The sequence below is a fragment of the Streptomyces sp. NPDC000983 genome, from assembly GCF_040299205.1.
Taxonomy (GTDB): domain Bacteria; phylum Actinomycetota; class Actinomycetes; order Streptomycetales; family Streptomycetaceae; genus Streptomyces.
In genome coordinates, this window is record NZ_JBEPBM010000020.1 from 89,995 (window position 1) to 109,609 (window position 19,615).

Sequence of the window (19,615 nt, forward strand, 5' to 3'; positions counted from 1 at the left end):
CCTTTCGGTCGTACGGGTGTCTCGGCGCCCCATGCTGCCGTACCCCCCGACAGCGGGACTACCGGGGGGTACGGCGGGGCGGGGTCAGCCGGCGGGGACGGTCTCGCCCGGCAGGGAGAGGTCCATCTCGATCGGGCCGGCCCCGCCCGCGTGGGTCGCCGAGGAGGCGTGCGGGCCGTGGCCGTCGGCCTTCGCGGCCAGGACGTAGGAGCCCCGGGCCGGGACCGGGAGGGCGTAGCTGCCGTCGTCCGCCGAGACGGTGCCGCCCGCCCGGCGGCCGCCGCCGTCGATCAGGGTGACCCGGGCGCGGGCGACCGGGGCGCCGTCGGCGTCCAGCACCCGGCCCCGGAAACCGCTCAGGACCTCCTCGGCGCGGGCCAGTCCCGCCTCCTCCTCGCTGCTCGCGCGCAGCCTCGGCGCGCGGTCCGGCTTCGGCAGGAACAGGGCCAGCAGCAGGCCGATCGCCACGGCGCCGGTCGCGATCAGGAAGGAGACACGGAAGCCGTGCATGGTCGGGACGTCCACGCCGTTCACGGTGTTCGCCGTGTTGGCCAGCACCATGCCGATGACGGCGCTGGAGACGGACGTGCCGATGGACCGCATCAGGGTGTTCAGACCGTTGGCCGCGCCCGTCTCCGACGCCGGGACCGCGCCGACGATCAGCGCCGGGAGCGAGGAGTAGGCGAGGCCGATGCCCGCGCCCAGCAGGATCGCGATGACGAGGGACTGCCAGGCGGCGCTCATCAGGCCGAGGCCCGCGCCGTAGCCGACGCCGATGATCAGCAGGCCCAGGACCAGGGTGAACTTCGGTCCGTGCTTCGCCGACAGACGGGCGTAGACGGGGGCGGTGAACATCATCGTCAGGCCCAGCGGGGCGACCAGCAGGCCCGCCGTCACCATCGACTGGCCGAGGCCGTAGCCGGTGGCGGTGGGCAGCTGGAGGAGCTGGGGCAGGACCAGGGAGACGACGTAGAAGGAGACGCCGACCATGATCGAGGCGAGGTTGGTGAAGAGGACGGCGGGGCGGGCCGTGGTGCGCAGGTCGACCAGGGGCGCTTTCACGCGCAGCTCGTAGACGCCCCACAGGAGCAGTACGGCGACGGACGCCGCGAACAGGCCGAGCGTGGTGGCGGAGGCCCAGCCCCAGTCGCTGCCCTTGGTGATCGGCAGCAGGAAGAGGACCAGTCCGGCGGAGAGGCCGAGGGCGCCCGGCAGGTCGAAGGAGCCCTCCGCGCGCATCGGGGACTCCGGTACGGCGAGCAGGGTCAGGGCGATCGCCAGCACGCCGAGGCCGGCGGCGCCGTAGAACAGTGCGTGCCAGTCGGAGTGCTGGGCGACCAGGGCCGCGGCGGGCAGCGCGAGTCCGCCGCCGACGCCGATCGAGGAGCTCATCAGGGCCATCGCCGAGCCGAGCTTCTCGCGCGGCAGCATGTCGCGCATCAGGCCGATGCCGAGCGGGATGGCGCCCATCGCGAAGCCCTGGAGGGTGCGGCCGACGATCATCGGGAGCAGGGCGCTGGTGACGGCGCTGACCAGGGCGCCGACCACCATCACGGAGAGGCTGAGCACCAGCAGGCGGCGCTTGCCGTACAGGTCGCCGAGCCGACCCATGATCGGGGTGGCCACCGCGCCGGAGAGCAGGGTGGAGGTGAGGACCCAGGTGGCGTTGGAGGGGGAGGTGTCCAGCAGTTGCGGCAGGTCCTTGATGACCGGGACGAGCAGCGTCTGCATCACCGCGACCACGATGCCCGCGAAGGCGAGAACGGGGACGACGGATCCGCGGGCCGTTCTCACGGTGGGCTGCTCGGGCGGAGGGCGTGTCATGTGTAGCTTGAACTCGGTGTGCCCGAGCAACTATTCCGTTGTTTCGGCCTCCTAATGAAATCTTGACCTTCTCTTGGGCCGCGCCCCCGCCCGCCGCGCCCCCGCCCGCCGGGCTCCGGCTGAGGCGTACGTCTCACGGACCGGGCCGAAATCCCGATGCCAGGAGCGTCGGGCGGTTGAGAACATGACAGGCATGCTCGAAGCCGCCGACGTCACCCGAGTGCCCCGCCGTACCGCGCCCCCCGCCTGGCTGGTGGTGGCGCTCGCCTGCGCGGGCCAGTTCCTCGTCGTCCTCGACGTCTCCGTGGTGAACACCGCCCTCCCCGCCATGCGCACCGGCCTCGCCCTGAACGAACAGGGTCTGCAATGGGTGGTCAACGCCTACGCCATCGCCTTCGCCGGGTTCATGCTGCTCGGCGGCCGGGCCGGTGACCTCTACGGACGCAAGCGGATGTTCCTGGTCGGGCTCACCCTGTTCACCCTGGCCTCCCTCGGCGGCGGGCTCGCCCAGGACGACTGGCATCTGCTGCTCGCCCGGGCCGTACAGGGGCTCGGCGCGGCCGTGCTGGCCCCGTCCACGCTGACCATCGTCACCGCCGCGGTGCCCGAGGGGCCGGCCCGGGCACGGGCCATCGCCACCTGGACCGCGGTCGGCGCGGGCGGCGGCGCCGCGGGCAGTTTCGTCGGCGGGCTCCTGGTCGAGCTGCTGTCCTGGCGCTGGGTACTGCTGATCAACGTGCCGGTCGGCGCGGTCGTCCTGTTCGGCGCCGCCCGGTACCTGGCCGAGAGCCGCGCCGGGGACCGGCGCCGGCTCGACCTGCCGGGCGCGGTACTGGTGACGGCCGGACTCGCCACCCTCGCCTACGGGGTCTCGCAGACCGAGGCCGCGGGCTGGACGGCGCCCGCCACCCTGGTGCCGCTGGCCGCCGGACTCGCCCTCATCGGCCTCTTCGTCGCCGTCGAGGCACGTACGGCCGCGCCGCTGATGCCGCTCGGACTGCTCGCGCGGCGCTCGGTTTCCTCCGCGAACGTGTCGATGTTCCTGTGCGGCTTCGCCATGTTCTGCCTGTGGTTCTTCCTGACGCTGTACGCGCAGAACGTGCTCGGCTACTCCCCGCTGGAGGCCGGGCTCGCCCTGGTGCCCAGCTCGGTGGCCGTGATCGTCGGCTCCAAGGTCGCACCCCGCTTCATGCCCCGGCTCGGCGCCCGCGCCCTGGCCGTGCTCGGCACGCTCGTGGCGGCGGCCGGCTTCGCCTGGCAGTCGACGATGACCGTGGACGGCTCCTACCTCACGGCGATCCTGATCCCCGGCGTCCTGATGATGTTCGGCGCCGGACTCACCACGACCCCGCTGGCGTCGCTGGCCATCTCGGGAGCGCCCCCGCAGGAGGCGGGACTGGTGGCGGGCCTGGTCAACACCTCCCGCACGATGGGCGGTTCACTCGGCCTGGCGGTCATGTCCACCCTCGCGGCGAGCCGCACCGAGCACACCGCGGGCACCAGGGCGCACGCCCTGACGGAGGGCTACGCGCTGGTCTTCCGCGCGGGTACGGCGGTGCTGCTGGCGGGGGCGCTGCTGATGCTGGTGTGGCTGCCGCGGGGCAATTCCTCGGAGTGAGGCGGGGGGAGAGGCAACGGTTCGGGTCCCCCATGGACTCCTTATTTCATCAAGGAGGTGCCCATGGGGGAACGGACACGGGCTCGGGACGCGGAGTTCCAGAGCTTCGTCACCGGCCGCTGGCCGCGGCTGATGCGTACGGCATTTCTCCTCACGGGGGAGCAGCACGCCGCTGAGGATCTGGTCCAGACGACGCTCGAACAGGTCTACGTGGCCTGGCGCAGAGTCGGCTCGGCCGACGAACCGGAAGCCTACGTCCGGCGCGTGATGATCAACGCGCACGCGCGCAGGCACCGCAGGCGGCTCAGGGAGTTCCTGGCGCCGAAGGACGACTCCGGGCTGGTGCGCGAGATCGCCGACTCCGGCGACCGCATCGCCCAGGCCGACGACCGCAACGCCCTGCTGGCGGCGCTCGCCGAACTGCCGCCCCGGCAGCGGGAGGCGGTGGTCCTGCGGTACTGGGAGGACCTGACCGAGACACAGACGGCGGCGGCGATGGGCTGTTCCGTCGGCGCGGTGAAGAGCAACGCGGCCAAGGGGATCGCGAAACTGCGCGCCATACCGGGCCTGGCGGAGACGGTGACGTACGGAGGGCGGATGTGATGAGCGCGGACCGGGAGACGAACCTCGACATGACCCACAGGGACATCGCCCTGATGCTGGCCGAGGCGGCGGACGAGGTGGAGATCGGTATAGCCCCCACCCAGGCGGTGATCCGGGGCGGCCGCTGGCGCAGGGCGCGGCGGTGGGCCGTCGCGACGGTGACGGCGCTGGTGATCGCCGGGACGACGGGGGCGGTGGCCGTGGCGGGGCTGCCCGGAACGGGCGGCGACCGGGGAGCGACGGTGGCGAACGCTCCGGCCGGACTGCTGGAGCCCCGCTCGATCGTTGTGGCGATGGGCCTGGAAGCGGGCACCGCGTGGAATGTGACCGTGGACCTGTGGACGGCGCCCGAGGACGGGGAGCAGGCACGGGCCCAGCTGGCGGCGATGGACGAGCGCGGGATGCGGCCGGACGGCGTGGACACGGCGTCCCAGCTCATCTACCGGAACGCCTACTTCGTGATCCGGACGTACGGGGACGCGCGCGAGGAGATCATGCAGAACGTCGTCAACCCCTACGAGCGGTATCCGGCGGGCTCGCTCGCGGTCGTCCCGCTGGACCCCGAGGCCCCTGACCCCGAAGGTCCGGAGCGTCTGGTGGTCGGTCAGGCCGTCAAGGACTCACTCGGTGTCGCGTGCATCTGGACGGACGGCACGAGAACCGAGACGCGCCGGATGGGCGAGGGCAACATGATCGGTTCCGACGGAGCCGTGTTCGCCTCCGTCGAGGGCTCTCCGGTGAACTGGTTCGTGTGTCTGGCACCGAAGGGCAAGACCTACGAGGACTCGACGCTCATGGCTCCGCTGCCGGCGAACTAGGGACGCACGCGAACGCTGCACCCGAGGGTCGCATCCGAAGGGCTACACCCATCCCTGCTGTCGGGCCGCCCGCAGGGCCTCCGCCCGGTTTCGGGTGCCTGTCTTGCCGATGGCCGAGGAGAGGTAGTTGCGGACCGTGGACTCGGAGAGGTGGAGTCCGGCCGCGATGTCGGCGACCGTCACACCGTCCGCGGAGGCGCGCAGTACGTCGCACTCGCGGGCGGTGAGCGGACTGGGGCCGGCGCTCAGGGCGGCCGCCGCCAGCGCCGGGTCGATCACCGTCTCGCCGGTCAGGACCCGGCGGATCGCCCCGGCCAGCTCCTCCACCGGGCCGTCCTTCACCAGGAAGCCCACGGCGCCCGCCTCCATGGCCCGGCGCAGATAGCCGGGCCGGCCGAAGGTGGTGAGGATCAGCACCCGGCAGTCGGGCACCTGGTCGCGCAGGTCGGCCGCGGCGTCCAGGCCGCTGCGGACCGGCAGTTCGATGTCGAGGAGGGCCACGTCGGGACGGTGGAGGAGCGCCGCGTCCACGATGGCGTCGCCCGAACCGACCTGGGCGACCACCTCCAGGTCCGGCTCCATGCCCAGCAGTAACGCCAGGGCGCCCCGCATCATCCCCTGGTCCTCGGCGAGCAGCACCCTGACCGACTTGGCGGGACGGTGGTCCCGGGGCATCTCGTTCACGGCCCAAGCGTAGGCCGCGCGGACCCGGTCGGCGGGGTGTCGGAGGAGTGTTCTCGCAGGTGGTGGGTGAGGGAGCGGGGGAGGGTGGAGGCGATGGCCGCCAACTCCCGCTCCGGTGCGGGCAGTTCCGCGGTCACGGTGAAACCGCCGTTCTCGCCGGCCTCCGCGCCCAGCGTTCCGCCCGCCGCCGAGATCCGCTCGCTGAGCCCCGGCAGGCCGGTGCCGCCGACGGCCGTGCCGCCCCCTCCCCTCCCTCCGGCCGACCGTGTCCCCGGCCGTCCGGGCCTTCCGTCGGACCGTCGGCCGGGTCCGTCGTGCCGCTCGCCGGATCCCTCGGGACGCCCTTCAAGTCCGTCGGCCGGGCCGACGACCGTCGGGGCGGCCGGCTCTCGCGTCGGGCTCACCCGGGCTCCCCTCCCTCCGGCCGGGTTGTGCCCCGGGCCCACCGGGCCGCTCGCCGGGCCACCCCCGTGCCCGTCGTCCGACACCCGTAGCCGTACCGATTCCGTGTCCCGGGAGAGCGTGATCGTGCAGTGGTGGGCGCCGCTGTGCCGGAGGACGTTGGTCGTCGCCTCCCGGACGACCCACCCCAGCAGGGCCTCGGTCCGAGGGGGCAGGGGGAGGTCCGGGTGGTCCAGCGTCACCGTGATCCCCGCCGCCGTCAGCGCCGAGCGCGCGCGGTCCAGTTCGGTGGCGAGACCGCCCGCACGGTACCCGGTGACCGCCTCGCGGATCTCGGTGAGGGCCTGGCGGCCGACCGACTCGATGTCGGTGATCTGGAGCACCGCCGCGTCGACGTCGTGCGGGGCCAGCCGGCGGGCCGCCTCCGACTTGACCACGATCACCGAGAGGGTGTGGCCGAGCAGGTCGTGCAGATCGCGGGAGAACCGCAGCCGCTCCTCCTCCACCGCGCGCCGGGCCAGTTCCTCGCGGGCGGCGCGGAGTTCGCGTACCGCGTCGGACAGGGAGAGGATCGCCGCCGTCACCATGGCGGAGATCGCCGTCGCGTAGACGGTGTCCAGGCCGCCCCAGCCGTCCCGCAGGACGCAGACCACCCCGGCGAGCACGGTCACCGCGGCGCCCGCCACGCGCAGCCGGGGCATCCGCACCGCCGCACCCGTGGCCAGTCCGAGCAGCGGGAAGAACAGCAGCCAGCTGCCGCCGTAGCCGAGGCCCAGGGCGCAGGTCACCGCGGCCAGCAGGCCGAGCGCCGCCCGGGTGGAGAGGGACTCGCGGGTCCCGGGCAGGAAGGAGCGGACGGTCACGTAGATGTAGAGGGAGTTGAAGGCCAGCAGGCCGAGGCCGCCGATCCAGGGGTTGGACGCCTCGCCCCGGAAGAGGTTGGAGAAGGCGCCCATGCCCAGCAGCAGCCAGGGCAGCAGGGTGAGCCGGGTGGGAGGGCGCGTCCCGGCACCCTCGCCGCTCCTGCAGTGCTCGTGCGTCATCCGGCAACCCCCGTTCGCCTGGTGGAGCACTCAGCGTAGGAAGCGGGCACGCCGTCGCGGCAGGGCCCGCCGTACGGACTCGGGCGGTACAAATGTCACCGGAACCAGGTTCTCTGACGCACTGTCAGGAGTCTTCACAACTTCGGGGCGCTCGGCTATAACGAGGGCGCCGGACTGGAACGCGTTCTAGGTCCGCCCATGCGCGACCTCGGTGCGGCCGACGGTGCGGACGACCGCGCCGAGGTCTCAGACCCGTCAGGAGTCCCATGCCCATCGACGCAGCGAAGGCGCTGGCAGCGGAACCCCGCTCCGGGGAGATCGCCTGGACCACCAAGGACGTGCAGCTCTACCACCTGGGCATCGGCGCCGGAATCCCGGCCACCGACCCGGGCGAGCTGCGCTACACCCTGGAGTCCCGGCTTCAGGTGCTGCCCAGCTTCGCCACCGTCGCCGGGGCCGGCGCGCCCGGAGTCATCAGCGGTCTGTCGCTGCCCGGCATCGAGGTCGAACTGGCCCGCGTGCTGCACGGCGGCCAGAGCGTGCGCCTGCACCGGCCCATCCCCGCCGAGGGCACCGCGACCACCACCTCGCGCCTGGCCGCCCTGTACGACAAGGGCAAGGCCGCCGTCCTCGTCCTGCGCACCGAGGCCGAGGACGGGGACGGCCCGCTGTGGACCAACGACTCCCAGATCTTCGTCCGCGGAGAGGGTGGCTGGGGCGGCGACCGGGGTCCGTCCGCCCGCCCGGAACCGCCCACCGGCGAGCCCGACAAGACCGTCGAGCGGACCCTGCGCGAGGACCAGGCGCTGCTCTACCGCCTCTCCGGCGACTGGAACCCGCTGCACGCCGACCCCGAGTTCGCCGCGCGGGCCGGGTTCCAGCGGCCCATCCTGCACGGGCTGTGCACCTACGGCGTCACCCTCAAGGCGGTCGTCGACACCCTGCTCGGCGGCGAGGCCGGCCGGGTGCGCTCCTACTCCACCCGGTTCGCCGGTGTCGTCTACCCGGGCGAGACCCTGCGCATCCGGATGTGGCACCGGGGCGACGAGGTCCGGGCCACCGTCACCGCCGTCGACCGGGACGACGCGCCCGTCCTCACCGACACCGTCGTCCAGCACAGCTGAGCCCGAGTCCAGCCCATCGCCGAGGGGAGCCGCACCATGCGCGCAGCCGTACTGCACGAGACCGGCCAGGACAAACTGGAGGTCCTCGACGACGTCGAGGCGGTGGGCTTCGGGCCCGGCCGGGTACGGATCCGGGTGCGGGCCACCGGCCTGTGCCACTCCGACCTGTCCGCGATGAACGGCGTACTGCCGCAGCCGGCGCCCTTCGTGCCGGGCCACGAGGGCGCGGGCGAGATCCTCGAAGTCGGCGAGCACGTCACCGGCCTGAAGCCGGGCGACCGGGTCGTCGTCTGCTGGCTGCCGGCCTGCGGCGCCTGCCCCGCGTGCCGGCGCGGCCAGAGCCAGCTGTGCCTGGCCGGGTTCATGAACGCAGGCACCCCCAACTTCAAGCGCCCCGGCGGCGATGTGTTCGGCTTCGCCGGCACCGGCACCTTCGCCGAGGAGGTCGTCGTCGACGCGGGCTGCGCCGTGCCGATCCCCGAGGACGTGCCCTTCGACATAGCCGCGCTCATCGGCTGCGGGGTCACCACCGGCCTCGGCGCCGCCATCAACACCGCCCGGGTGGAGGCCGGTTCGTCGGTCGCCGTCATCGGCTGCGGCGGCGTCGGCATCTCCGCCGTCCAGGGCGCCCGGCTCCGGGGAGCCGCCGAGATCGTCGCCGTCGACCCCGTCGCCGGCCGGCGCGAGGCCGCGCTGCGGTTCGGCGCCACCCGGGCCGTGTCGCCCGACGAACTCCCCGACGCCAAACAGGAGATCACCGCCGGAGAGGGCTTCGACTACGTCTTCGAGGTGGTCGGCAAGTCCGCCACCGCCCGCACCGCCTACGACAACACCCGGCGCGGCGGCACCCTCGTCATCGTCGGCGCGGGCGCGATGGACGACAACCTCCAGCTCAACATGTTCGAGCTGTTCTTCGACGAGAAGCGGATCCTGCCGTCCATGTACGGCGGCGGGGACGTCCTGCGCTCCTACGAACGGACCATCGCCCTGTGGCGGGCGGGCCGCGTCGACCTGGCCGGCCTGATCACCCACCGGGTGCCCCTGGCCGAGATCAACGAGGCCCTGGACCAGATGCGCACCGGCAGCGCCCTGCGCACCTGCGTAGAGCTGTGACGGCCGCGCCGCTGGAAGGGCTCGCCGCGGTCGTCACCGGCGCGGGCCGGGGCCTTGGCCGGGCCGAGGCGCTGGAACTGGCGCGGCTCGGCGCGGCCGTCGTCGTCAACGACTTCGGGCAGCCCGGCCGGGACGGCTCCGGCGCCTCGTCCGCCGGTCCCGCCGAGGAGACGGCCGCCGAGATCCGCGCCGCGGGCGGCCGGGCGCTCGCGCACGCCGGGGACGTCGCCGACTTCCAGCAGGCCGCCCGGCTGGTCGGCACGGCGATCTCGGAGTTCGGCCGGCTGGACATCCTCGTCAACAACGCGGGCATCCTGCGCGACCGCATGGTCTTCTCCATGACCGAGGACGAGTGGGACTCGGTGATCCGGGTCCACCTCAAGGGCCACTTCAACACCACCCGGTTCGCGGCCGCGCACTGGCGGGAGCGGTCCAAGGCCACGGGCCGGCCGGTGTACGGGCGGATCGTGAACACCTCCTCCGAGGCGTTCCTCGCCGGCTCCGCGGGCCAGCCCAACTACGCGGCCGCCAAGGGCGGCATCGTCGGCCTGACCACGTCCACGGCCCTCGCGCTCGCCAAGTACGGCGTCACCGCCAACGCCATCTGCCCGCGCGCCCTCACCCGGATGACCGAAGACGTGTTCCAGCGCCCCGCGGCCGACACCGGAGCCGGCAACGGAGCCGGCGCCGAGGGCCTCGATCCGCTGGCGCCCGAGCACGTCGCCCCGCTCGTCGGCTACTTGGCCTCACCCGCCGCCGCCCGGGTCAACGGGCAACTGCTCGTCGTGCACGGCGGGATGGTCGCGATCGTCGAACGGCCGCGGGTGCGCGCCCAGTTCGACAGCAAGCAGGACACCTTCAGCTACGACGAACTCGACGCCGTACTCACCGCGCACTACGCGGACCGGCCGCCGGGGGAGACCTTCGCCGCGGCGGAAGTGCTCGGGCTGAAGCGGACGTAGCACCCTTGCCGGCCGGCCCGGGCACGAAGAAGGGCCCCGCCCGCACCGAGATGCGGACGGGGCCCTCTGCCCGGGTTCAGGCCGCCGTGCCGGCCGGCTGCTCCACCGGCTTGCGGTGACGGCCCTGCGGGGCCGCCTCGCCCTCCTGGGAGGAGACCGGACCACGATGCCTGCCGTGACCTGCGTTCTCCTCGGTCCCGGCAGCCGGCTGGGTCGTAGTGGCGTTGCTCATCGGAAGAAATTCACCCCGTAGACAAGATCTTTCAGACAGCCGGGAGAGCTTACCGGGCCCACCTCGGCCCCGTTCCAGCCGCACACGCCAACCGCCACCACTTCGTTACAAGCGGTGTCCGGACACCGCCTGCCGAGGCGCCGCTACTTCGCGACCAGGCGCGCCAACGGGGCCTGCTGCAACGGCACCGGACGGGGTGCGACGGGCTCCGGGTCCACAGCTGGGCCCGCACCGTCCGGGGCCGGATCACCCGAAGCGTCCTTCCCCTCCCCGGCGGCAGTCCCGGCGGGCGTCCCCGCGGCCCCGAAGAACGCCGGCGGCACCCGCTCCACACCGCACGGCACCTCGTCCGTGGCGTACGGCAGCCGCAGCTCGCCGTCCCGCGTCCACAGCCCGGCGCCCGTCAGCCACCCCTCGGGCGCCGCGAGATGACGCAGCTGCCGGTCGGCGGGCCGCCACACCCCGACCCAGGCGCCCGGCGGACCGGCCACGCTCAGCGCCACCCCGCAGCTCTCCGGTGTCAGCACCTGCCCCGGCTGGATCGCGAACGGCGTCACCGAGCTGCCCGGCACCCGCAGGCACTCCGGGAACCGCACCGGCAGCGTGCTGCCCAGCACCCCCCACCCCAGCCGCGGCGCCCGGCCCGGCTCCGGCGCGTCCGAGCCGATCAGCAGCAGCCCGCTGTCCGGGTCGGCGAGCAGCAGCCGGTCGTCGCTGTCCGCCGCGATCTGGAGCAGCGGCGACACCTCGCCCCCGCGCTCCAGGTCCACCACGATCGCCTTGGTCCGCCCGCCGACCTCCCGGTCCAGCGCCAGCATCCGCCCCGCGCGGTCCAGCCACACCCCGCCCGAGCAGCGCCCCGGCAGCTCGGCCACGTGCTCCGGCCCGAAGGCGCCGCCCGCCACCAGCCACACCGCGCTGGTGTGCCGGCCCACCGCGAGGGCGTACGCCCGGCGCCCGCACGGTGCCGGGGGCAGCAGCCGCAGCCGGGTGTCCGCGTCGGGGCACGCCACCGCGCCGATCAGCAGCTCACCGGTGCCCGGTCCGGTCGGGTAGAGCAGGCTGAAGACATGCCGTCCGTCGGTCGGCCGGTGGATCAGCACCCGCCCGTCGCCCATCGGCTGCACCTCGGTACCGGGCTCCTCCGGCTGGTTGCCGGGCAGCGGCACCGCGTACGGCTCGGGTCCGTCCAGCGTCCAGCGCTCCGGGAACCAGCAGTCGCCGTCCAGGGCGAGACGGGCGCCGTAGGCGCCGTCCGCGGTGATCGCGCACTGGGCCCGCGGCGTCCCGGACTCCGGAGCCGCGGGTTCGGTCGCACAGGCCGTCATCGTCTGGTCACCTCCGGCGACGAAGCTAGTTTTCGCACGCACAGACGGGGGACCGGCAGGCTTCCGCTTCACACATAAGGGTGGCCAAGAAACGATTCGTCTGAGGGAACGGGGGCGCGTGTGCTGTGCGGGAACCGTGACCGGCGGCGGACCCCGCGACGGTTCTGCGGCACAGAGCAGGCAGGTAGCCTTTTCCCCGTGCCCCGTCTGTCTGAAGTCATCGCCGCGCTGGAGAACCTGTGGCCCGCCGAGCGGGCCGAGTCCTGGGACGCGGTCGGCACCGTCGTGGGCGACCCCGACCAGGAGGTCACCCGGGTCCTGTTCGCCGTCGACCCGGTCCAGCGGATCGTCGACGAGGCGGTGGCGCTCGGCGCCGACCTCCTCGTCACCCACCACCCGCTCTACCTGCGCGGTACGACGACGGTGGCGGCCTCCCACTTCAAGGGCCGCGCCGTGCACACGCTGATCAAGAACGACATCGCCCTGCACGTCGCCCACACCAACGCGGACACCGCCGACCCGGGCGTCAGCGACGCGCTCGCCGGCGCCCTGGACCTGCGGGTCGTACGGCCCCTCGTGCCCGACCCCACCGACCCCACCGGCCGCCGCGGCCTCGGCCGCGTCTGCGAGCTGGACCACCCGCTGACCGTGCGCGAACTCGCCGCCCGCGCCGCGAAGCGGCTGCCCGCCACCGCGCAGGGCATCCGCGTCGCCGGCGACCCCGACGCGACCGTCCGCACGATCGCCGTGAGCGGCGGCTCCGGCGACAGCCTCTTCGACGTCGTGCGCGCCGCGGGCGTCGACGCCTTCCTCACCGCGGACCTGCGCCACCACCCGGCGTCCGAAGCCGTCGCCCAGAGCCCGCTGGCGCTGCTCGACGCGGCGCACTGGGCCACCGAGTGGCCCTGGTGCGAGCTGGCCGCCGCCCAGCTCGACGAGATTTCCGACCGTCACGGCTGGGACCTGCGCGTCCACGTCTCGAAGACGGTCACCGACCCCTGGACCAGTCACTCCCCTTCACCTGGAGCCCCCAACTGAACGCCGCGCCCGCCGACCAGATCCGACTTCTTGACGTCCAGGCCCTCGACGTCCGCCTCCAGCAGCTCGCGCACAAGCGCCGCTCGCTGCCCGAGCACGCCGAGATCGAGTCGCTGACCAAGGACCTCACCCAGCTGCGCGACCTGCTGGTGGCCGCGCAGACCGAGGAGAGCGACACCGCCCGCGAGCAGACCAAGGCCGAGCAGGACGTCGACCAGGTCCGCCAGCGCGCCGCCCGCGACCAGCAGCGCCTCGACTCCGGCGCTGTCACCTCCCCCAAGGACCTGGAGAACCTCCAGCGGGAGATCACCTCCCTCGCCAAGCGCCAGGGCGACCTGGAGGACGTGGTCCTGGAGGTCATGGAGCGCCGCGAGTCCGCCCAGGAGCGGGTCGCCGAGCTGACCGAGCGGGTGGGTTCGGTGCAGGGCAAGTCCGACGACGCGACCGCCCGCCGCGATGCCTCGTTCGAGGAGATCGACGGCGAGGTGGCGTCCGTGACCAAGGAGCGCGAGGTCGTCGCGGCCTCCGTCCCGGCGGATCTGCTGAAGCTCTACGAGAAGCTGCGCGAGCAGGGCGGCGGCATCGGCGCGGCCAAGCTGCAGGCGCGCACCTGCCAGGGCTGCCGCCAGGAGCTGGCCATCACCGAGCTGGCCGAGGTCCGCTCGGCGGCCCCCGACACCGTGGTGCGCTGCGAGAACTGCCGTCGCATCCTGGTGCGTACGGCGGATTCGGGTCTGTAGGCCTTCTCGGTGTCGGCCGGTTTCTGAGGAGCTTGGGCGTGCGGGAGTTCATCGTCGAGGCGGACGGCGGGTCGCGGGGCAACCCGGGGCCCGCGGGCTACGGCGCGGTCGTCAGCGACGCGCGGACGGGGGAGACCCTCGCCGAGCGCGCCGAGTTCCTGGGCGTGGTCACCAACAACGTCGCCGAGTACCGGGGCCTCGTCGCGGGGCTGCGAGCCGCCTTCGACCTCGACCCGACCGCGTCGGTGCATGTTCGGATGGACTCCAAGCTCGTCGTGGAGCAGATGTCGGGCCGCTGGAAGATCAAGCACCCCGACATGAAGCCGCTGGCCATGGAGGCGTCCCGGGTGTTCCCACCGGAGCAGGTCACGTACGAGTGGATCCCCCGCGAGCGCAACAAGCACGCGGACCGGTTGGCGAACGAGGCGATGGACGCGGGGACGTCGGCCGTACCGGCCGCCTCTTCTTCCGGGGCTGTGGCCGGTGCGGCCGGGGGTGCCGACGAGGCACCCGCGGCCGCCGGAGTCGGGGGCGGCAGCAGTGCCGGGGCCCGGGCTGAGACCGGTTCCGGGGCTGAGACCGGTTCCGGGGCTGAGGTGGACGCGATCCGCGCCGCTGCCGCGACCGCCATCCGTGCAGAGACCGCTGCCCCTGCCGATGGCCCTGCGCGTGCCGAGGTCGGCACCCGTGCCGGTGCCGGTGGCGAAGCCATCCGCGCCGGGGCCGGTGCCGCGGTCGGGGTGGGCGCTGAGCCCGCTGCGGGAGCCGACGCCGGTGCCCGCGCCGAAACCGGCACTCGGACCGGGGCCGGTATTCGCGCCGACGCCGGTGCTCGCGCAGCGGCCGGCCCTCCTGCCGAGACCCCTGCGCGTGCCGAGGCAGGCACCCCTGCCGGGGCCGCTGAAGGCGCCGAGACCGGCACTCGTGCCGGGACCGCAGGCCGTACCGGGACCGTTGCCCCCGCAGGGACCGCTGCCCCCGCCGGCACCCGGACCCCCGCCGGCACCCGGACCCCCGCCGGCACCCGGACCGACGCCGACATCCGGGCCGCGAAGACCGTCGCCGCGCCCGGCTGGGCCCCCGCCGACATGGGTGCGCCCGCGACCTTCGTGCTGTTGCGGCACGGGGAGACCGCGCTCACCCCGCAGAAGAGGTTCTCCGGGAGCGGCGGCAGCGACCCCGTGCTGTCCGAGATCGGCCGGGGCCAGGCCGACCGGGTCGCGGCCGCGCTGGCCCGGCGCGGGACGATCCAGGCCGTCGTGGCCTCGCCCCTCGCCCGTACCCGGGAGACCGCCGGTGCCGTCGCCCGCGTCCTCGGCCTCGACGTCACCGTCGATGAGGGCCTGCGCGAGACGGACTTCGGCGCCTGGGAGGGCCTCACCTTCGGCGAGGTCCGCGACCGCTACCCCGACGAGCTCGACGCCTGGCTCGCCGACCCCGGGGCCCGCCCCACCGGCGGCGGCGAGAGCTTCGCCGAGACCGCCACCCGGATCGCCGCCACCCGCGACAAACTGGTCGCCGCGCACGCCGGCCGTACGGTGCTGCTGGTCAGTCATGTCACGCCGATCAAGACCCTGATCCGGCTCGCCCTGGGCGCCCCGCCCGAGTCCCTGTTCCGGATGGAACTCTCCGCGGCCTCCCTGTCGGCGGTGGCGTACTACGCCGACGGCAACGCGAGCGTGCGGCTCTTCAACGACACCTCGCACCTGCGCTGAGCCCGGCCGCGGCCCGCGCCAGCGACTCGACGCGGGCCCAGTCCCGGGCGGCGACCGCGTCCGCGGGAAGCATCCAACTGCCGCCCACACAGCCCACGTTGGGCAGCGCCAGATAGTCCGGCGCGGAGTCGGGACCGATGCCCCCGGTCGGACAGAACCGCGCCTGCGGCAGCGGCCCGGACAGCGACCTCAGATACGCCGTCCCGCCCGCGGCCTCGGCCGGGAAGAACTTCATCTCCCGCACACCCCGCTCCAGCAGCGCCACGACCTCCGAGGTCGTCGACACCCCCGGCAGGAACGGCACCCCGGACCCCCGCATCGCCTCCAGCAGGCAGTCCGTCCACCCCGGGCTGACGAGGAACCGCGCCCCGGCCCCGACGGCCGCGTCCACCTGCTCCGGCGTGATGACGGTCCCCGCCCCCACCACCGCCTCCGGCACCTCGGCGGCCACCGCCCGGATCGCGTCCAGCGCCCCCGGGGTCCGCAGCGTCACCTCGATCGCCGGCAGCCCCCCGGCGACCAGCGCCCGGGCGAGCGGCACGGCGTCGGCGGCGTCCTCGATGACGACGACGGGAACGACGGGGGCGAGATCAAGCACGGAGGTCATGGCGACATCCTGCCGCCGAGCCACAACATGCGCAAAGGGCGTTGCATCCTACGCAACGCCCTCCCCGTTCTCTCCGCCCCGGTCAGTGGATCTCGTCCACCAGCACATCCAGCGACCAGGCGGTCCCCGCCTTCTTCGGGGCCTCCGCCTCCACCACGTACCCGAGGTCCCGCAGCGCCTCCACCAGCTCCGCCGGCCCCGCCGGCCGCACACCGCCCGCGAGCAGACTCCGTACGATCCGCCCCTTGGTCGCCTTGTTGAAGTGGCTGACGACCTTCCGGGTCGGCGCGTGCAGCACCCGCACGCTCGCCGTGCGCCCGGCGATCTCACCCTGCGGCTTCCAGGCCGCCGCGTACGCCGACGACCGCAGATCCAGGACCAGCCCGTTCCCGGCGGCCTCGGGCAGCGCCGCCGCCATCGCCGTACGCCAATGGGCGCCCAGCGCCCCGAGCCCCGGCAGCTTCACGCCCATCGAGCAGCGGTAGGAGGGGATCCGGTCGTTGACGCGGACCGCACCCCACAGTCCGGAGAACACCAGCAGCGAGCGGACCGCCCGCTTCTTCGCCGGCGCGTCGAGGGAGGCGAGGCCGAGAGCGTCGTAGAGCACACCGGTGTAGATCTCCCCGGCGGGCCGGGCGCCGGCCGTGCGCAGCTCCACGTTCTTGGCGACCTCGCCCCGCAACCCCTCGCTCAGCCCGAGGACCACACGCGCCTTCTCCTCGTCCCCGGCACACAGCTCGACGAGTTCATCGAGGACGGCCGTACGGGCCTCGGTGAGCCCCGGCAGCGACAGCGACTCCAGTTTCAGCGGTGCGCCACGGCCGGAGGATGCCTTGCCCTCGGAGGGCGGCAGCAGGACAAGCACGGGTGGATCTCCTTCTGTAGAGCTCGGCCACAGCGTACGGCGTGCCGCCCGGCAGCCCCCGACCTACGCTCGCTGTATGCCCCGTCGCCACATCCGCGTGACCGGCACCCCCGAAGCCCCCCTCCGGGCGGCCCTCACCGCGTTGCGCGCCGAACTCGACATCCCCGAGACCTTCCCGCCCCAGGTACTGGCCGAGGCCGAGCGGGCGGCCCGGGACCCCCTGCTGCCCGTGACGGACGCCACCGACATCCCCCTCTTCACCCTGGACCCGCCCACCTCCACCGACCTCGACCAGGCGATGCACCTCTCCCGCCACGGCGGCGGCTACCGCGTCCGGTACGCGATCGCCGACGTGGCGGCCTTCGTGACCCCCGGATCCGCGCTCGACGCCGAGGCCCACCGCCGCGTCACGACCCTCTACTTCCCCGACACCCGGATCCCCCTCCACCCCGCCCTCCTCAGCGAGGGCGCCGCGAGCCTCCTCCCCGGCCAGACCCGCCCCGCGGCCCTGTGGACCATCGACCTCGACGCCGACGGCCGCCCCCTCGCCGTCGACGTCCGCCGCGCCCTGGTCCGCAGCCGCGCCAAGCTCGACTACACGGCCGTCCAGAGCGAGATCGACAGCGGCACGGCGGAGGAGCCGCTGGCCCTCCTCAAGGAGATCGGCCTGCTCAGACAGACCCTGGAGATCGACAGGGGCGGCATCTCTCTCAACGTCCCCGAGCAGGAGATCACCGAGCGGAACGGCACGTACGCGCTGCACTTCCGCGCACCGCTCCCCGCCGAGGCCTGGAACGCCCAGATCTCCCTCCTGACCGGCATCGCGGCGGCGGACCTGATGCTCGCGTACGGCACGGGAGTGCTGCGCACGCTCCCGGCGGCCCCCGACGGAGCGGTCGGCCGCCTGCGCCGCACCGCGACCGCCCTGCACATCGACTGGCCGCACCACGTCTCGTACGCGGCCCTGGTGCGCTCCCTGGACCCCGCGCTCCCGCGCCACGCCGCGTTCCTCCAGGAATGCACGACGCTGCTGTGCGGCGCGGGCTACACGGTCTTCCGCGACGGCGCCCTCCCCGACATCGTGACCCACTCCGCGGTCGCCGCCCCCTACACCCACTGCACGGCCCCGCTGCGCCGCCTCGCCGACCGCTTCGCCACGGAACTCTGCCTGGCGTCCGTGGCGGACGACCCCCCGCCTGACTGGGTCCTCGCCGCCCTCGACTCCCTCCCCAAGCAGATGGCGGAGGGCTCCCGCAGGGCCGGCGCGGTCGAGCGGGCCTGCGTCGACCTGGTGGAGGCGGCCCTGCTGAAGGACCGCGTCGGCGACGTCTTCGACGGCTGCGTGGTCGACATCGACGACCACGAACCGACGGTCGGCACGGTCCAACTGGAAACCCCGGCGGTGATCGGCCGCCTCGAAGGCACGGCCCCGCTGCCGCTGGGCGAGCGGGTACGGGCCCGCCTCACCCAGGTGGACCTGGGCACGGGCCGGGTACGGTTCGCGCCGGCTTAGGGGCGGGGGTGAGGGGGCGTGCCACGATCGGGGGACGAGCTCCCGATCTCCCGCACACGGGTCACCCCGATGGTCGAGTCTGACCAGCGACCGAGTTCTTCACGGGAGGGGCGCGACATGACCGCCATGTCCCACGGGCCGCTCACGCAGGCAGAGATCCTGCTCGACGGCTTCCTCGCCCTGGGCACCCCGGACGGTTTCCGGGCGGAGCTGATCGAGGGGGAGATCGTTGTGACGCCGCCGCCGGACGGGGATCACGAGGACTGCATCGCGTTGATCGTGAGCCAGGTGATCAGAGGCTCCCGAACCGAGATGCAGTTCTCCGGGAACAAGGGCCTGAGGCTGGGCAACGCCGACGGCCGACCCGCGGATCACGTCATCCCGGACGGCACGTTCGCCCCTCAGGACCTGAGGCTCTACCGAGGCGCGGGCTCGTGGATGCCCTGCGAGGGAGTGGCCATGGTCCTGGAAGTCACGCCCACCAAGCCGCGGGCCGACGGCGAGGCCAAACGCCGCTCCTACGCCCGAGGCGGCATCCCCCTCCACCTGCTGATCGACCGCGACGCCTCGTCCATCACGCTGTTCAGCGCCCCGAAGGGCGACGACTACCGCGAACTCCACACCGTGCCCTTCGGCAAGCCGGTCACCCTCCCCGCCCCCTTCGCCTTCGACCTGGAGACGGCGGACTTCCTCTGACCCGTGGGCCGGTACCATGGTCGACACGGCAGACGAGCCGGGCGGGCGGCCGCGTGGAGTCCCCTCACAGGGGTTCCCCGAGGAACGTCCGGGCTCCACAGGGCAGGGTGGTGGCTAACGGCCACCCGAGGCGACTCGCGGGACAGTGCCACAGAAAACAGACCGCCGGGGGCCTTGGCCCTCGGTAAGGGTGAAACGGTGGTGTAAGAGACCACCAGTGCCCAGGGTGACCTGGGCAGCTAGGTAAACCCCACCCGGAGCAAGGTCAAGAGGGAGCGCCCCGGCGCTCCTGCGCGGACGTTCGAGGGCTGCCCGCCCGAGTCCGCGGGTAGACCGCACGAGGCCGGTGGCAACACCGGCCCTAGATGGATGGCCGTCGCCCGGAGTTCCGCGAGGAACCCCGGGAACAGAACCCGGCGTACAGCCCGACTCGTCTGCCGCCAAGGGCCCATGACCAGGGAACAAACTGGTCAGGGGTCCTTCTACTGGGTCGAGAACTTGGTGGAGCCCCGGTCCGTACCGGTTCAAACCGGATCTCACGGATGCGAGCGAGACACGAAGGTAGCCAAGCGGGCCTGTACCCGGCTTGTTCGATGAGGGAAGCCTGGGAGGCCGTTACTTTCGGACCAGAGCGCGACCGACCCTAGCTTCCCCCGTGCCAACTCCTTGAGGCTATCCGCCGCTGCGCAC

Annotated in this window: 18 protein-coding genes and 1 other RNA gene; 12 read left to right on the top strand and 7 right to left on the bottom strand. The window is 73.4% G+C overall.

Translation table 11 applies throughout. The annotated features are described in order from the left end of the window. Positions 1 to 84 precede the first annotated feature (84 nt). Positions 85 to 1,824, bottom strand: coding sequence for an MFS transporter (locus ABT296_RS23225; RefSeq protein ID WP_351930306.1), 1,740 nt, complete (start codon positions 1,822 to 1,824; stop codon positions 85 to 87). A 184-nt stretch (positions 1,825 to 2,008) separates the two neighbouring features. Between ABT296_RS23225 and ABT296_RS23230 the strand changes: the two genes are divergently transcribed. The 3 genes from ABT296_RS23230 (at position 2,009) to ABT296_RS23240 (ending at position 4,863) form a co-directional block, all read left to right on the top strand. Further along, positions 2,009 to 3,442 (top strand): MFS transporter, encoded by a 1,434-nt coding sequence (locus ABT296_RS23230; protein WP_351930308.1) that lies wholly within the window; start codon positions 2,009 to 2,011, stop codon positions 3,440 to 3,442. Positions 3,443 to 3,505: 63 nt separating this feature from the next. Continuing rightward, the gene (locus tag ABT296_RS23235) at positions 3,506 to 4,045 is read left to right on the top strand and encodes a SigE family RNA polymerase sigma factor (protein ID WP_351930310.1); all 540 of its coding nucleotides are present in this window, start codon (positions 3,506 to 3,508) and stop codon (positions 4,043 to 4,045) included. Further along, positions 4,045 to 4,863: a hypothetical protein gene (locus ABT296_RS23240; protein ID WP_351930312.1), complete on the top strand. Its 819-nt coding sequence runs from the start codon at positions 4,045 to 4,047 to the stop codon at positions 4,861 to 4,863. The genes ABT296_RS23235 and ABT296_RS23240 overlap by 1 nt, the downstream gene beginning before the upstream one ends. Positions 4,864 to 4,905: 42 nt before the next feature. Here ABT296_RS23240 and ABT296_RS23245 read toward each other — a convergent pair whose 3' ends face one another. Both ABT296_RS23245 and ABT296_RS23250 read right to left on the bottom strand, forming a co-directional pair. Continuing rightward, a complete protein-coding gene (locus ABT296_RS23245) occupies positions 4,906 to 5,538 on the bottom strand; it encodes a response regulator (RefSeq protein WP_351930380.1) in 633 nt (210 codons plus the stop codon). A gap of 5 nt (positions 5,539 to 5,543) precedes the next feature. After that, on the bottom strand, positions 5,544 to 6,992 hold the full coding sequence (locus ABT296_RS23250) for a sensor histidine kinase (protein WP_351930314.1): 1,449 nt from the start codon (positions 6,990 to 6,992) through the stop codon (positions 5,544 to 5,546). A 266-nt stretch (positions 6,993 to 7,258) separates the two neighbouring features. On the opposite strand from ABT296_RS23250, the gene chsH3 reads away from it, so the two are divergent. Genes chsH3 through ABT296_RS23265 form a run of 3 tightly spaced genes read left to right on the top strand, consistent with a single transcriptional unit; the run spans position 7,259 to position 10,191 of the window. Continuing rightward, positions 7,259 to 8,116 (top strand): enoyl-CoA hydratase ChsH3, encoded by an 858-nt coding sequence (gene chsH3, locus ABT296_RS23255; protein ID WP_351930316.1) that lies wholly within the window; start codon positions 7,259 to 7,261, stop codon positions 8,114 to 8,116. Between the two features lie 36 nt (positions 8,117 to 8,152). Then, complete coding sequence (locus ABT296_RS23260; RefSeq protein ID WP_351930318.1) at positions 8,153 to 9,229, top strand: Zn-dependent alcohol dehydrogenase; 1,077 nt, start codon at positions 8,153 to 8,155, stop codon at positions 9,227 to 9,229. Next, complete coding sequence (locus ABT296_RS23265; protein WP_351930320.1) at positions 9,226 to 10,191, top strand: 3-oxoacyl-ACP reductase; 966 nt, start codon at positions 9,226 to 9,228, stop codon at positions 10,189 to 10,191. The genes ABT296_RS23260 and ABT296_RS23265 overlap by 4 nt, the downstream gene beginning before the upstream one ends. 76 nt (positions 10,192 to 10,267) lie before the next feature. Here ABT296_RS23265 and ABT296_RS23270 read toward each other — a convergent pair whose 3' ends face one another. After that, the gene (locus tag ABT296_RS23270) at positions 10,268 to 10,423 is read right to left on the bottom strand and encodes a hypothetical protein (protein WP_351930322.1); all 156 of its coding nucleotides are present in this window, start codon (positions 10,421 to 10,423) and stop codon (positions 10,268 to 10,270) included. 143 nt (positions 10,424 to 10,566) lie between these two features. After that, complete coding sequence (locus ABT296_RS23275; protein ID WP_351930324.1) at positions 10,567 to 11,751, bottom strand: hypothetical protein; 1,185 nt, start codon at positions 11,749 to 11,751, stop codon at positions 10,567 to 10,569. Positions 11,752 to 11,949: 198 nt separating this feature from the next. On the opposite strand from ABT296_RS23275, the gene ABT296_RS23280 reads away from it, so the two are divergent. From ABT296_RS23280 to ABT296_RS23290, 3 genes are read left to right on the top strand one after another with little or no spacing between them, the layout of a single operon-like run. Further along, on the top strand, positions 11,950 to 12,789 hold the full coding sequence (locus ABT296_RS23280; protein ID WP_351930326.1) for a Nif3-like dinuclear metal center hexameric protein: 840 nt from the start codon (positions 11,950 to 11,952) through the stop codon (positions 12,787 to 12,789). Then, positions 12,786 to 13,529 (top strand): zinc ribbon domain-containing protein, encoded by a 744-nt coding sequence (locus ABT296_RS23285; RefSeq protein WP_351930382.1) that lies wholly within the window; start codon positions 12,786 to 12,788, stop codon positions 13,527 to 13,529. The genes ABT296_RS23280 and ABT296_RS23285 overlap by 4 nt, the downstream gene beginning before the upstream one ends. A 38-nt stretch (positions 13,530 to 13,567) precedes the next feature. Further along, positions 13,568 to 15,244 (top strand): bifunctional RNase H/acid phosphatase, encoded by a 1,677-nt coding sequence (locus ABT296_RS23290; RefSeq protein ID WP_351930328.1) that lies wholly within the window; start codon positions 13,568 to 13,570, stop codon positions 15,242 to 15,244. Here ABT296_RS23290 and ABT296_RS23295 read toward each other — a convergent pair. Together ABT296_RS23295 and yaaA are read right to left on the bottom strand one after the other, a co-directional pair. Continuing rightward, entirely contained in the window at positions 15,219 to 15,851 is a 633-nt protein-coding gene (locus ABT296_RS23295; protein WP_351930330.1) for a bifunctional 4-hydroxy-2-oxoglutarate aldolase/2-dehydro-3-deoxy-phosphogluconate aldolase, read from the bottom strand. The genes ABT296_RS23290 and ABT296_RS23295 overlap by 26 nt on opposite strands. Before the next feature lie 82 nt (positions 15,852 to 15,933). Continuing rightward, positions 15,934 to 16,716, bottom strand: a complete 783-nt coding sequence (gene yaaA / locus ABT296_RS23300; RefSeq protein ID WP_351930332.1) for a peroxide stress protein YaaA — start codon at positions 16,714 to 16,716, stop codon at positions 15,934 to 15,936. A 76-nt stretch (positions 16,717 to 16,792) separates the two neighbouring features. On the opposite strand from yaaA, the gene ABT296_RS23305 reads away from it, so the two are divergent. The 3 genes from ABT296_RS23305 to rnpB all read left to right on the top strand — a co-directional run bounded on the left by ABT296_RS23305 (position 16,793) and on the right by rnpB (position 19,362). After that, the gene (locus ABT296_RS23305; protein ID WP_351930334.1) at positions 16,793 to 18,229 is read left to right on the top strand and encodes an RNB domain-containing ribonuclease; all 1,437 of its coding nucleotides are present in this window, start codon (positions 16,793 to 16,795) and stop codon (positions 18,227 to 18,229) included. A gap of 117 nt (positions 18,230 to 18,346) precedes the next feature. Next, a complete protein-coding gene (locus ABT296_RS23310; RefSeq protein WP_351930336.1) occupies positions 18,347 to 18,925 on the top strand; it encodes a Uma2 family endonuclease in 579 nt (192 codons plus the stop codon). 33 nt (positions 18,926 to 18,958) lie between these two features. Further along, an RNA gene (gene rnpB / locus ABT296_RS23315) (RNase P RNA component class A) lies at positions 18,959 to 19,362 on the top strand. The last annotated feature ends 253 nt before the right edge of the window (positions 19,363 to 19,615 follow it).

Excerpts from the sequence above, each read along its gene's own strand:
- ABT296_RS23250 (WP_351930314.1), bottom strand. The coding sequence starts at position 6,992 with ATGACGCACGAGCACTGCAGGAGCGGCGAGGGTGCCGGGACGCGCCCT.
- ABT296_RS23230 (WP_351930308.1), top strand. The coding sequence starts at position 2,009 with ATGACAGGCATGCTCGAAGCCGCCGACGTCACCCGAGTGCCCCGCCGT.
- chsH3 (WP_351930316.1), top strand. The coding sequence starts at position 7,259 with ATGCCCATCGACGCAGCGAAGGCGCTGGCAGCGGAACCCCGCTCCGGG.
- ABT296_RS23305 (WP_351930334.1), top strand. The coding sequence starts at position 16,793 with ATGCCCCGTCGCCACATCCGCGTGACCGGCACCCCCGAAGCCCCCCTC.
- ABT296_RS23310 (WP_351930336.1), top strand. The coding sequence starts at position 18,347 with ATGACCGCCATGTCCCACGGGCCGCTCACGCAGGCAGAGATCCTGCTC.
- ABT296_RS23240 (WP_351930312.1), top strand. The coding sequence starts at position 4,045 with ATGAGCGCGGACCGGGAGACGAACCTCGACATGACCCACAGGGACATC.
- ABT296_RS23295 (WP_351930330.1), bottom strand. The coding sequence starts at position 15,851 with ATGACCTCCGTGCTTGATCTCGCCCCCGTCGTTCCCGTCGTCGTCATC.
- ABT296_RS23235 (WP_351930310.1), top strand. The coding sequence starts at position 3,506 with ATGGGGGAACGGACACGGGCTCGGGACGCGGAGTTCCAGAGCTTCGTC.
- ABT296_RS23260 (WP_351930318.1), top strand. The coding sequence starts at position 8,153 with ATGCGCGCAGCCGTACTGCACGAGACCGGCCAGGACAAACTGGAGGTC.
- ABT296_RS23270 (WP_351930322.1), bottom strand. The coding sequence starts at position 10,423 with ATGAGCAACGCCACTACGACCCAGCCGGCTGCCGGGACCGAGGAGAAC.
- ABT296_RS23275 (WP_351930324.1), bottom strand. The coding sequence starts at position 11,751 with ATGACGGCCTGTGCGACCGAACCCGCGGCTCCGGAGTCCGGGACGCCG.
- ABT296_RS23245 (WP_351930380.1), bottom strand. The coding sequence starts at position 5,538 with ATGCCCCGGGACCACCGTCCCGCCAAGTCGGTCAGGGTGCTGCTCGCC.
- ABT296_RS23225 (WP_351930306.1), bottom strand. The coding sequence starts at position 1,824 with ATGACACGCCCTCCGCCCGAGCAGCCCACCGTGAGAACGGCCCGCGGA.